The sequence below is a fragment of the uncultured Muribaculum sp. genome (assembly GCF_910583865.1).
GTDB lineage: Bacteria > Bacteroidota > Bacteroidia > Bacteroidales > Muribaculaceae > Muribaculum.
Genome location: NZ_CAJTYX010000028.1, coordinates 1 through 12,269 on the forward strand (window position 1 = coordinate 1; position 12,269 = coordinate 12,269).

A 12,269-nucleotide genomic window follows, 5' to 3' on the forward strand; every position below is an offset into this window, starting at 1 on the left:
GCTCACCTCGACACTGCCAGTGTCGCGCTCTAGCCAGATGAGCTAATACCCCGTCGGTGTTTGCGGTGCAAAGATAGCACGTAATTTTAATCCTTGCAAATATCGGAGCGGAAATCTCGCATGCAAACACAAAATTTGTCTCAAATTTGTTTCAATGCAGATTCAACCGGCAAAAATCCGTCTCAAAACTTGAGGAAGAATACCAGGTAAATCACTTGCGGTGGTGGAAAACCGGTGGTGTATAGGTGTGGGGGCGATTCCTCTTGCCTCCGGGCTTACGCGCCATGTCGGTAATAAACTGGAAGCCGATGTAGAGGGTAAGATCGCGTCCCCAGGGTGTGATTGAACTGAACTTCGTCCCGCCGGTTGCTCCGGGCATGTGCATTGTGTTGTAGTGCCAGCCTGCTGGGCGCTCGTCATAGAAAGTGCTCACGAACGCATCCGGGCGGTCGAACGGATGGCGGTAGCCTATGTCGAACACAAGATTGCATGTGCGCGAGAGCCTATAACCGAATGTCATGCTGAAAGCCACGTATCTTGTCCAGATGTGACGGCACACCTCTAGTTCCGGCTCGTATCCCCTGCCAAACTCATCCACTTTATTGTAGACGCCTTTCACGTCTCCACCTCGGCCCATGGAATATGCGCCGTAACCGACCCGAGCCTGAAAGGCCCATCTGCGATATTGCACCTGATAGGCCAGCCCGTATTCGCCTGACGCATTGGCCCACGTGCCGCCGTAGAAGCAGTCCACTCTTGACTGGTCGATAAGTGGCACATCGAGTATGTCGCTCCAATACTCACGTGGCTTATATGTTGACCAGCTGATCGATCCGTATATCCCCCAATGGAGAAACGGATAGTAGCCCAGGCGCAGGGTAATGCAATTGATAGCTTTAGGACGCGGGCCCGCCCAGTCATAATGTCCTCCACGCGAGCCGAGGCTGACTGCCGGGCCTACAAGAATATCCATGATTAAAGGCCTTCTGGCTGGCCGCATGGCATACTCGCGATAGTACCGTGCTACGACAGATTCCTTGCCGTCGGCCGATATGGCAGGGAGCGCCCGACTTGCGGTATCTACCTCAAGGGACGCCTCTCCCGGACACACTTGCACCATCCCTACATCGACACGCGCTCTCCCTATGCCATCGTTGTCCGTGACATCCTCCGCATGCATGTCCCCACATGTGGCCACGGCCATACATCCCGCTGCCATTATTCCTGCAAAATACTTTTTCATCGCCTCCAATAATGAATACCCCCGCAAGTTAATTCTTCCGCGCCAACTGTGCAAATGTCCGCCTCCTCAATTCAGTCATTATAGAGGTCATAGGCCAGAATCATGGAGGATATTTCATATTCGGAGGATGTGTTTCTATCGGTGGGAATGTTGTCGGGTTTCGCAATGCCGTGCCATCCGTATGAGCCAAGACCCATGAGCGAGAGCATCGCCGTATAGATGTCACACTGGCGGCGCGGCATATCGATGCGCCATGTGGTGTCGTTGCCGTTGAGCATGACGAGCGGAATATGCTCGTCGGCACATCGGGCGACATGACGCTCAAACTCCCTGCGGCGTGCGGAGCCGAATGCCGGATGGTCTCCGACAATCACCACAAGCGTGCGTTCATAGTCGGACTTCGAATTTAAGATAGTCGATAAACCGTCCTAAGGCGGCATCGGTATAGCTGACCAGATCGATATATCTCCGCAGTGTCGGTGGCCATTCGTTGGGCGTGGCGAAACGACTACCTCCGATACGCCTGAACGGTGAATGGCATGAATACGTCACGAGTTGTAGCACTGTCGAATGTCCCTCCCGCCACAACGAGTCGGAATCAATCTTGGTGGCAACTTGGTTGAAGAATTTCGCGTCATCAAGCCGTCGACCGGTTTCCATGTCCTTCATTACATAGAGGCTGTCGACTCCGAAGCGCGATGATATGGTGCCGATATTGTAGATTTCGGGATGGTCGGTAGTGAATGAATACACCCGGCTTTGATGCTTCTTTTTCAGGGCATGGAATATTGAAGGATAGCGGTTGCCTGGATAAGCGAAACTGAACACTCTGTCGCGGGGAGGAAGGAGTCCGCACAGCACGAGCAACTGCGCGTCGATCGAGCGCCCGATGCCGGTGAGGTTCTCAACCCCGAGCGTGCTCAATGTGCTCTTCTCCGCTATGAGCGAGTTGATCACGGGTGTTACCTCCCGTCCGTCCACGTCAAGGCCTATTGGCCAGCTTTCAAGCGACTCCATGAAAATAACCACGAGGTTGCGCAGCTCCGACGTGTCCCGGTCGATGAAACGGCGGCCGAGTGCATGGTTCGCCCGCCGGAGCGTTGCCTCGTCCGGCGGCGGAAATCCCTGCATGTCGTTTATCAGTACCATCGGCAATGAGTAGCGCGACACACCAAGCGCATGCTCCTGATGGTGGTCGGCCATGAATTCGAGCTTGTCAAATACCGGCTGTGGATAAGAAAAAGTCATTATGGTGACCCCAAGTATCCCCACGGACCAAAGGCATATCCATCGCCCTGCAATCCCATGATGCGGATTGCCATGCCGCTTTTCCGCCCATATGCCTGCGATTGCGAAAAGCGGGACTGCCAGGTCGGACACCCTGAAGTTGTCGAGCACCGAATCGTAGAATTCGGGAAGAGTCCCGGCAAGGACATATGCACCGATGGGAATCCGGCTGCCGAACGTGCGGAGATAGAGCAGGTTGGCGAGCATCATCACATAATATCCCGTCAGGAGCGCCACCGATACCCACCAACATTTGCGGAACATCACATACGGCAACGCCACTACCGATGCCGCAAGCGCGGTCCAACACCACATCTCCACCTGCCACGCCTCTCTCCATAATGTCGCTCCGCATCCGTCTATCCACTGCGCGTTGAGAACAGCAATTACGACAAGTGCGGCAATGAATAATACGCTTCCACGCATAATCGATCATTAAATCATGGCGCTGAATCGAGTATCGACCCAGCGCCATTTTAAGGATATGGAATTCCTTGATATAAGGTTACCGTTTTGTAAATATTAAGTTGTCGTTGTTCTGTGTAGCAATTATATTAAGCCGTGAAGCCGTACAAGAAACAATCTTGTATTGAGTACCATGGCTGTTAGCAATAATGGATTTGTCGCTGATAGTTAGCTGATTACCGCTAATAAGCCATCTCCCTCTGCTTTCCTCTCCATAACAAAGCTCGGTATATGTGCCGTCTTTTTTGAACGTTAGATCAATTGCGATTTCATCGAAGTCAATAAGGCCATGCCAAGTTCCATAGAAATTACCATCGTATGGGGCTTTTTCATCAGGGGTTGAACTGCCATGGTCTGGGCTGCCTTCATTGACTCTATAGTAGGTATAAACCTCGTCGCCATATTCCTCATCCTCTTCAACTAGTACTAAAACATTCTCATTCAATGTCTTTACGATCTTAAGTTCAGAGCTATACTTATCTGTTAATATCAGCTTGTTATCAACAAATGTATATGTGCCTGGAGATTTGCCGGATCCAAAAAACACGTAGGTGCCATCAGCATTGAATATGTAGCCATAATTGTAGTTACCGTTAGAATCCGGTCCATAGCTGCCGTTCCAACTACCGGATTCTGACCATGTGCCTACTAACAACTCGTTGTTCTTATCGGCATCGTCATCCTTATCGTCGTCGCCGCCACATGATACCATGAGTGCCGAAAATAACACGGCACACAAGGACATAAGAAGTGCCCATTTCAAAGTTTTCTTCATTATAGTTGAATTAAGTTAAAAAATATATACGATATACACATATACTATGAAATTCTTTCGTATGTATAATTACAGCCATCTGAGGTCAATATGAACCTCTTATTTGTCAATCCCGAGATTATGACCGATTCGTTACCACTCATATTTAACAGATATGTACCATCCCCAATAGAAATTAATGAATAACTTCCGCTTTCCTCATGCCATCCTCTTTCAACCCTAAAGTTGTAGGTGCCATCCGAACGGAATGTATAATAGCTCGGATAAACCCAATGCTCATCACTACGCCATACTCCAACAAGTACGGATTCTTCCTTCTTGTTGTCATCGTCATCGCTACTACATGACACCATGGGCATTGAAATGATAATTGCCAACAATGACATCAGAAAGCGCATAAAACTTCTTTTAAATTGATTCATACTTAATAAATTAGATGTATTTTACTTGTAATTTCGACTGTAATAATATTTAAAATCATTAAATCTTGATTTGAGAACAAGTTCTGTCGGTGTTAGAAGGATTATTTCCCCCCACACTTTAGCGCTTCAACATACGCTCCAATTTGAGATTCGGATGCATTGCTTGTTTCCGAGTTTAGATAAAATCCAATGGATTCGTCATTCTCAATAGTCCATTTCCCATATCCGGAGAAAGACGATGTATAATATTTATATTCACCAAATTTGGAATAAATTTCACCATAGGCATTTATTGCCTTTCCGAGATATTCATTTCCAAAAGTAATGGTTTCGCCAAGATATTCATAATACCCTGAAGGGATATGTTCATTGCTGCGAATTTCTTCTAAAGTCCAAGAAGTCCCTTTAAGAGTCTTAAAATTCTGCCAGTTTTCATCAGTTTCATCAAACTCATTAAATTCATCGGTTTTGTCGGTAACTTCATTACCGTCGCCATTGGTCATAACACTGCCATCACGGGTGAGAATAAAGTGTGCATATCTCCCCTGAGGTAACAATCGGTCACCCTTAATCTTCAAAGTCAGGTTGAATTTTTCTGCTTCTACTTCATCGTCGCTTGTACTTGCGCAGAATCCTTGACATTGTATGATATTCCCGTTCACGCTGTACGTAAAAGATGCATAAGTAGAACTTGCCGGAATCTCATAAGTGGAATTCCCCATTCCATTTGCCATAAATTCGACAGTCAGATACTGATATTTGGTACCTCCAACGGGATTGTAGTATGTTCTTGTACCATACCAACTTCCAATTATTGAATTAGTGTCAAAGCCATTACCGTCATCATCGCTGCTACACGATATTATGGGTATCGAAATTATAATTGATAGCAATGGCATAAGAATACCATACTTTAAATATCTTTCCATAATTAATTCTTTAATAGACTAAATCTGTGTTCAAAAATCGGTACTGTATCAGCCTAACCATTTGATCTATGATAGGTTTATCCTGTCCAAAAGGGGCTTCATATGTACCAAACTCCCAATTTCGATATTTTTTACTTTTCAAGAACATTGTTAGATACTTATTACATTTCGTAGTAGAAAGATACCGGTAATCGTCCGGAGTAGGGAATATCTGTAGATTCTCATAATCTTCTCCATAATATATAACCCCATAATTCCCGGAATAAATGCATGCCAGTTTAAACATGCTATTTACATCCCCGGACTCAGCATATGGTGTCAATACCGATATCGCGATTTCAGCCTTTTCATTAGTAATGCTAAATGGGTCATCTCCGGCAAGTCCATACGTATGGAATAGAAGCGCTCTACATTCCAACGGAGTTGTTTGCGAAAAAATGCTAATAGAATTATAAAGTAAGACTATGAAAATGATTATTATTGACTGTCTCATTTTTTTAGTTGCAAATCAATGGTTATATTGCACCTATTGATACGGTAAAACCTACATAGGGTGTTCCACCATACTCTAAATCCAATTTAGTGTTTGTCGCCTCAATCGTTGTGGTTTTCTTAGTCTTAAAACAATAATTCAAGTCAAGTCCAAGAGAAATGTATCCGTGTTTACCAACTTTAAAGCCGACGCGAGGATTAGCAGCGAGACCAAAAGCGATACTGAAGCCAGATTCCTCATAACCGGTTTTGCTGATTTTCTTTAAATAAGAAAAAGTTGTACCCGTAAAGCTAATTGGACATGAAAACATGATATTTTCAGTATAACGATGACCAAATGTAGGCCCAATACGAATATGTAGATCAAAATCATCTGACACTACTCCCCAACCTGTTCCATAAAACATGTAGAATCCTAATCCGCCACTATATGGGAGGTACTCATATGTAAATCCATAGAATCCTTTCCCGTTATTAGAGAAATTTGCGATATATCCAATTCCATAAGGATTCCAAACTTCGCTCTCATCGTGATACGAATCGGCATATTGCTGAGTCGAATTTGCCGTATTATAGTCCAAATATTCACTTGCAGATGTAGATATGGGAGTTTTTAACGTAGATTCTGAATATGTTGGGGTGGCTACCGGTATTTTGAGTTCCATGCCGACGTAGGTGAAGTCGGCAGCTTCGGGATTCAGTTCGATTATCGCCTGAGTGGTGGTTGAGTAGCGGGCCGCAACAGTCTGTAGCGTTTCTCCCTTTTGCATTATGTGGGTTATGGTGGACTGAGCTGTCTGTGCTATAGCATACAACGAGCATATCAATGATGCAACAAGCAGCATCAAACGATGAGAGATTTTTGTAAAAGTCATGATTATGATTGTATTGATTTTTAGCGTGTCTGGATTACGAGGAAGTTGGAGATTGACCAGAAGTCGGCGGGGTTGAGGATGTGGAGGGTGAAGTGACCGTCGCCGGTGGTGGTGAGGGAGTAGGTCGAGGTTGGCGCATCGGTGATGATACGCGGCTTCTTGGCTTCGAACGTGATTTCGGTGAACTTGCGTATGTCGACCTGCCGGAACTTGGAACGGTCGAGGGCTGAGGTGGCGACAAGGCGCCCCTTGCGGATTATGCCCTTTGACTCAAGGTCTTTTTTCGTGCCCATGACCACATAGCCCGTGTTGAGCATGTCGGACTGGCGCGTGAGTGCGGTAGAATAGCGCTTGTTCTGTTCATCGAGCTGCATTATGCGGCTGTTCTGCGACGAGACTGTGGCGCGTAGCTTCTCTATGTCCACGTTTTTCTTTTCAAGTTCTTTGCGCAGGTCTGCTATCTGCTGGTCCTTCTGTGCGAGCTGTGAGCGGAGATTGGCGATGAGCGTGGATGCCTCCAGCGAGCGTGATTCAGGCTCATCGAGTTCGTCGCGGGCTTTTAGCTGGGCTTCGAGCTGATCTATGCGATGCTTCTGCGACCGCACTACGGCCTCAAACCGGTCGAGATTGTTGAGCGCGTCGGCACGCGAGGCTGTCTTTTCACCGTCGATGTTGAGGAATATCATCCCCTCCTGGCGCTGGACCGAGTCGAGCGCGGAGTTAAGGGTGGTTAGGACGGTATTGACCTTTTCAAGCCAACGACCCTGGGCGGCGGCAACGTTGCGCAGCGAGTCGCGCTCCGATACCACCTTGATGACATCGGAGTGGGAATTGCCCGAACATGAACCGATCGACAGTGTCCCCGCCGTTATTATGGATAATCCTCCAATTGCATAAAGGATTCGGTGTGATTTGCTTCGCATGGAGATCTGGCTTTATTCGGTGGATTCGACGTAGAGCATGAGTTCCATTCCCACCTTGAGGCGCGCGGTGGTGCGCGTCTTGGCAGGAAGTTCGTTCCACTCGATAATCTCCTGCGGTGTGACGCCATATCGTGATGCCACCGAATCGATGGTGTCGCCCGACTTTGCCGTATGGAACACTACTTTCAATGCCGGTTTGTGTTCGGGGGTCTCCTCTTTCGGTTCATCAGGGATGATGACGGCTGTCTTTGGCATGACAGCTCCGGATAGGTCAGTTATAACATCACGTGTGCCGTCGGCATACTCTATCAGGAACACGTCGGACAATGGTACTGCCCCCATCTGCGGTGTCATCCCTTTCTTCGCCTTAGGCGTAAGTTGGTAGGTGATTATGTCTGTGCCGACTTTCGGGTTGAATGCCTGGATCTCCTTGCCGGTGATAAGATAAATCAGGTTGGCTTCCTTGTCGATTTTTTGGTTCTCACCGGTCACCCTCTTGCCGTCGGCAGTGATATACACGTTGCCACGTGATGCAAACTTTATCATATAGACATCGGCAATGTCCACCGAAAGCTCGGGCGCATCCTTCTTCGACGATAATTTATAGAAAATCTGGTCCTTGACCACCTGAGTGATCTTAACGTCTATATTGTGGCCGTCGCGGAACAATATCATGTCGTCGGAACTTTGCGGACGATAGGCTCCTTGCGCCGACATGCACGATACCAAGGCAAAAATTACAGCAAGAAATAATCTCATTGTGAAATATTATCGCATTAATGACTGATCTGATATGCGCCCCGGCAGCAGGTAAGCAAGCAGGCACGCAATTAAAACAATGCAGCAAAATTAAATAATAATTCACTATTTACCCCCCCCATTAGTTAAAGTTACTTAAATATCGCGATATGTCGTTATTTACCATATTCCAGAGGGGAATCGGCGGCGATGGGGAGGTTGGACTGTATGTCGGGTTCGGTGGTGGGATAGGTAGATGGAGACGGAGATGATGGAGACTGAGTCGATGGGGATGAGAGTCGGGAGAGGTAGGCGTGGTTGATGTGGTACTCTATTTCGAGTAGGGTGGTGCGGCGCACGGCCGGCTTGAGTTGGCATTCCCAGACGGTCATGACCGACCATCCCATGTCGCGCAGTAGGGTGCGGTCGCGCTCGTCGCGCTGCTTGTTGCGTTCGATTTTTGTGCGCCAGAATTCGGTGTTGCTCTTGGGTATGTGGCCGTCTGCCTCATGGCCATGCCAGAAGCACCCGTGGATGAAAATCACGATGCCGTACTTTGGGAGCACTATGTCGGGAGTGCCCGGCAACCCTTTGACGTTCTTGCGGTTAGCGGTAGCCTCGCGAGAATAGGTAGCGGCGCACGATAAGCTCGGGACGAGTGTCCTTGCCCCGTATTTTTGCCATTACGGCAGATCGCTTCTTCTTGCTCCAGATATCCATAAGGGTGTCCCTCCTGAACCCTTTAAGGGTTACTTATATGTAACAATCAGAATGGATTTTTGGCTTGTCAGGAAAGCGGGCACCCGGTCATCCTCTGACTTCCGGGCGGTAGGCATAGCGGTTGCGGAGCTGCTCGAATGCTGCCGGAGCGGAGCGCAGGGCGGCGGTGTCGGCGAAGGGGTCGTAGGAGGCGAGGATGGCGGCGGCCGAAGGATGCTCCGGGATGTCGAATCCTATGGTCTCGACGGGGGCAACTGCCGGGAGCGAGAAATGGCGGGTGAGGGCATCGAGAGCCATGGTCGTGGCGCGGATTTTGCCTTCACGGGAATAGCCGGCGATGTGGGGCGTGGCGATGAATGCACGTCGTAGCAGCTCCGGGGATATATCCGGCTCTCCTTCCCAGCAGTCGATGACCGCATCGCCCGCTTTGCCGCTGTCAAGCGCCTCGACAAGGGCGGCATTGTCGACCACGAGGCCGCGCGCGCTGTTGACAATCAGTGGCGCACGCTGCAGCGAATCGAAAAAGCGCTTGTCGGCCATGTGAAAAGTTGGATGCGCGCCCGAACGAAGCAGCGGAGTGTGGAAAGTGATGATATCGGCTTCGCGGGCGGCCTCGTCGAGGGTGGAGAAACCTTCCGGTCCTTCCGCCTCGGCACGCGGCGGGTCCACGCGGAGCACGCGCATGCCCAACCCCTCGGCCCAGCGGCCCACGATTGAGCCGACATGGCCCACTCCAACAACGGCCATCGTCAGGCCGGAGAGCGGGAAAGGGGCGTCAATGCCGACGGGGACGCGCCGACGTGCTTCGGCCCATGCGAGCACCGAGGCGAGCACATATTGCGCTACGGCCGGGGCATTGCATCCGGGCGCATTGGCCACGGTGATGCCCCGCTCGCGGCAGTAGCCGAGGTCGATATGGTCGGTGCCTATGGTGGCGGTGGCTATGAACCGGCAGAGAGAGCCGTCGAGCAACGATGCGTCGCAGCGGGTGCGGGTGCGCGTGACGAGCGCGTCGGCATCACGCATAGCCTCGGGAGTGATCTCCTCCGGGGCAAGGTAGTTCACGCAGGCCACGTTGTCAAGCAGCCCTGCGATGAACGGGATGTTTTTCTCGATGACGATTTTCATATGGTAAGACTCCAGATATAGAGCGCGGCATACATCCCGATTACGCAAAGTATGGGTATATAGCTGCGTCGACGGCGGTTTATCACAAAGAAATGGCCCATCTGTATGGCCGTGCAGACGTTGAGCATCGGCAGGTATATGACCAGACGGTTGTAGTAGAGGAGCATCAGGGCGACAGTGGTGAGCGCGAGCACGGTCAGGAATCCGTTGTAGGCACGCGTGCGTGCGTTGTAGCTGTAGATCTTCAGCAGGTTGAACATGCCGAATCCTATGCCGAGCACCAGCGACGTGGCGGCATACACGAGTACCTGGGCGAGCTTCATTGCGTCGAGCACCGAGAACAAGCTGACGAACTCCGGCAGACGCACGGCTCTGAGGTCGAGCCATCCGAACCCCCATGCTATCCACCAGGGCGTGAGCATGCCGAGCATGGCGGCGAGCATGGAGCGGAGCGTGGTGCAGCGCATCTGGAAGCAGCCGAGAAAGAGAGCCGGGAAGTAGGCAGCGCATGTCACATCGACCAATGCGCCGGCGCTGACCACGCAGAAGCTTATGAACACGCGCTGCGTGCGGTCGGGTCTCTGGAAAGCCGTGTATAGCGGCAACAGCGCCAGCAGGAGGACGACGGCGATGAAGATGCCGTCGGACATATGCGTAGTGAGTGCCGGCAGCGCCGTCTCCATCACCAGGAACAGTCCTGCGAAGAGGAGGGAGATGGAGCGTAGCACATTGTAGTGCTTGTTGATGTAGATGAGCGTGAAGGCCACGAAGAGATTCAGGCCGAAGCCGGCACACAGCGACGCGACGGGCATCCCGTCGAACCATGTGACGGGGGACGACGCCAACGGACCCCACCCGGCCACAAGGGCCATGGCCGGACGCAGGAGATACGCCCCCGCCGTGCCCCCTGCCGACAGCAACGCCATCAGCAGGAATCCGTAGCGGGAGTGCAGGAAGTCGGTCAGCCTCTCTTCTCTCACTTCTCGAGGACCATGAGGTCGCGGCCTATGTCGCGGCGGAAGTTGGCATGGTCAAAGCCTATGCGCGCCATCGATCCGTAGCTGCGCGCCAGGGCGTCGGCGATGGAGTCGCCATAGGAGCTTACGGAGAGCACACGGCCTCCGGAGGTGAGCACGCGGCCTTCGGCATCACGTTTGGTACCCGCGTGGAACACGATGCTGTCGGTCACATCGCCGAGGCCTGTTATCTCATAGCCTTTGCCGTAGGAGCCGGGGTAACCGCCTGACACCATCATGACAGTCACCGCAGTGCGTGGGTCGTGGCTCAGCTCGAGGTCGCCGATATTGCCTTCGGCGGCGGCTTTCATCAGCGCTACCAGGTCGGCATCGACGCGCAGCATCACAGCCTCTGTCTCGGGGTCGCCCATGCGCACGTTGTACTCTATCACCATAGGCTCGCCGCCAACGTTGATGAGGCCGAGGAAGATGAATCCGCGATATACGATCCCCTCTTCGGCAAGTCCCTTGACGGTAGGCTCGATGATGCGCTCGGTGACCTTGCGCATGAACTCTTCGTCAGCGAATGGGACCGGGCTTACCGCGCCCATGCCTCCGGTATTGAGACCGGTGTCGCCCTCGCCGATACGCTTGTAGTCCTTAGCTACGGGAAGCACGCGATAGCCACCGTTGCCGTCGTTGAGTACAAACACGGAGCACTCTATGCCTGAGAGGAATTCCTCGATGACTACCGTGGCGCTCGATGCGCCGAACATGCCGCCGAGCATCTCCTTAAGTAACGCCTTGGCCTCGTCGAGGCTGTCGATAATCAGTACACCCTTGCCTGCGGCCAGGCCGTCGGCCTTGAGCACATAAGGCGGTTTGAGGCTCTCCAGGAAACGATAGCCCTCGTCGAGAGTGTCGGCTGTGAAACTGCGGTAGCGGGCCGTGGGGATACCGTGGCGCATCATGAACGCCTTGGCGAAATCCTTGCTCCCTTCGAGCGCCGCACCGGAGCGGGACGGCCCTACGACGAGCACGCTGTCGTCATCCTTGAAGTAATCCCATATGCCGGCCACGAGGGGATCCTCGTTGCCCACGACGATCATGCCAACGGCGTTTTCTTTCACGAATTTGGCGATTTCGGGGAAATCGAGCGGCGACATGGCCACGTTTGTGCCGTAGGCGCCGGTGCCGCCGTTGCCGGGAGCGATGAAAAGATGGTTGCAAAGGGAGCTTTGGCTTATTTTCCAGGCGAGGGCCGATTCGCGGCCACCCGATCCGAGCAGGAGTATGTTCATCGGTGTATTCATCGG

12 protein-coding genes and 1 pseudogene are annotated in these 12,269 nt (G+C 51.5%); all 13 read right to left on the reverse strand.

The window, feature by feature from the left end:
• Positions 1-211: 211 nt before the first annotated feature.
• On the reverse strand, positions 212-1,243 hold the full coding sequence (locus tag QZ303_RS07350) for a hypothetical protein (protein WP_295731216.1): 1,032 nt from the start codon (positions 1,241-1,243) through the stop codon (positions 212-214).
• Positions 1,244-1,314: 71 nt separating this feature from the next.
• Positions 1,315-1,620 (reverse strand): hypothetical protein, encoded by a 306-nt coding sequence (locus QZ303_RS07355; protein WP_295731217.1) that lies wholly within the window; start codon positions 1,618-1,620, stop codon positions 1,315-1,317.
• Between the two features lie 10 nt (positions 1,621-1,630).
• Positions 1,631-2,956 carry a sulfatase-like hydrolase/transferase gene (locus QZ303_RS07360; RefSeq protein ID WP_295731218.1) on the reverse strand — a complete coding sequence of 442 codons (1,326 nt, stop codon included), beginning with the start codon at positions 2,954-2,956 and terminating at the stop codon, positions 1,631-1,633.
• Positions 2,957-3,035: 79 nt separating this feature from the next.
• Positions 3,036-3,770 carry a hypothetical protein gene (locus QZ303_RS07365; RefSeq protein ID WP_295731219.1) on the reverse strand — a complete coding sequence of 245 codons (735 nt, stop codon included), beginning with the start codon at positions 3,768-3,770 and terminating at the stop codon, positions 3,036-3,038.
• A gap of 44 nt (positions 3,771-3,814) precedes the next feature.
• Positions 3,815-4,192 (reverse strand): hypothetical protein, encoded by a 378-nt coding sequence (locus QZ303_RS07370; protein ID WP_295731220.1) that lies wholly within the window; start codon positions 4,190-4,192, stop codon positions 3,815-3,817.
• A gap of 101 nt (positions 4,193-4,293) precedes the next feature.
• A complete protein-coding gene (locus tag QZ303_RS07375) occupies positions 4,294-5,121 on the reverse strand; it encodes a hypothetical protein (RefSeq protein ID WP_295731221.1) in 828 nt (275 codons plus the stop codon).
• A 515-nt stretch (positions 5,122-5,636) separates the two neighbouring features.
• Positions 5,637-6,488, reverse strand: coding sequence for a LysM domain-containing protein (locus QZ303_RS07380; RefSeq protein ID WP_295731222.1), 852 nt, complete (start codon positions 6,486-6,488; stop codon positions 5,637-5,639).
• A gap of 20 nt (positions 6,489-6,508) precedes the next feature.
• Positions 6,509-7,411: a hypothetical protein gene (locus QZ303_RS07385; RefSeq protein ID WP_295731223.1), complete on the reverse strand. Its 903-nt coding sequence runs from the start codon at positions 7,409-7,411 to the stop codon at positions 6,509-6,511.
• A gap of 12 nt (positions 7,412-7,423) precedes the next feature.
• Positions 7,424-8,170, reverse strand: coding sequence for a LysM peptidoglycan-binding domain-containing protein (locus QZ303_RS07390; RefSeq protein WP_295731224.1), 747 nt, complete (start codon positions 8,168-8,170; stop codon positions 7,424-7,426).
• 155 nt (positions 8,171-8,325) lie between these two features.
• A pseudogene (locus QZ303_RS07395) lies at positions 8,326-8,869 on the reverse strand (very short patch repair endonuclease).
• Positions 8,870-8,956: 87 nt separating this feature from the next.
• Positions 8,957-9,997 (reverse strand): 4-phosphoerythronate dehydrogenase, encoded by a 1,041-nt coding sequence (locus tag QZ303_RS07400; RefSeq protein WP_295731225.1) that lies wholly within the window; start codon positions 9,995-9,997, stop codon positions 8,957-8,959.
• Positions 9,994-10,977, reverse strand: a complete 984-nt coding sequence (locus QZ303_RS07405; protein WP_295731227.1) for a hypothetical protein — start codon at positions 10,975-10,977, stop codon at positions 9,994-9,996. Before QZ303_RS07405 ends, QZ303_RS07400 begins: the two co-directional genes overlap by 4 nt.
• Complete coding sequence (gene purD, locus QZ303_RS07410) at positions 10,974-12,254, reverse strand: phosphoribosylamine--glycine ligase (RefSeq protein ID WP_295731259.1); 1,281 nt, start codon at positions 12,252-12,254, stop codon at positions 10,974-10,976. Before purD ends, QZ303_RS07405 begins: the two co-directional genes overlap by 4 nt.
• Between the last annotated feature and the right edge of the window lie 15 nt (positions 12,255-12,269).

Coding starts and splice junctions, on each gene's coding strand:
- QZ303_RS07360 (WP_295731218.1), bottom strand. CDS start 2,956: ATGCGTGGAAGCGTATTATTCATTGCCGCACTTGTCGTAATTGCTGTT.
- QZ303_RS07390 (WP_295731224.1), bottom strand. CDS start 8,170: ATGAGATTATTTCTTGCTGTAATTTTTGCCTTGGTATCGTGCATGTCG.
- QZ303_RS07350 (WP_295731216.1), bottom strand. CDS start 1,243: ATGAAAAAGTATTTTGCAGGAATAATGGCAGCGGGATGTATGGCCGTG.
- QZ303_RS07385 (WP_295731223.1), bottom strand. CDS start 7,411: ATGCGAAGCAAATCACACCGAATCCTTTATGCAATTGGAGGATTATCC.
- QZ303_RS07370 (WP_295731220.1), bottom strand. CDS start 4,192: ATGAATCAATTTAAAAGAAGTTTTATGCGCTTTCTGATGTCATTGTTG.
- QZ303_RS07380 (WP_295731222.1), bottom strand. CDS start 6,488: ATGACTTTTACAAAAATCTCTCATCGTTTGATGCTGCTTGTTGCATCA.
- QZ303_RS07400 (WP_295731225.1), bottom strand. CDS start 9,997: ATGAAAATCGTCATCGAGAAAAACATCCCGTTCATCGCAGGGCTGCTT.
- QZ303_RS07375 (WP_295731221.1), bottom strand. CDS start 5,121: ATGGAAAGATATTTAAAGTATGGTATTCTTATGCCATTGCTATCAATT.
- QZ303_RS07365 (WP_295731219.1), bottom strand. CDS start 3,770: ATGAAGAAAACTTTGAAATGGGCACTTCTTATGTCCTTGTGTGCCGTG.
- purD (WP_295731259.1), bottom strand. CDS start 12,254: ATGAACATACTCCTGCTCGGATCGGGTGGCCGCGAATCGGCCCTCGCC.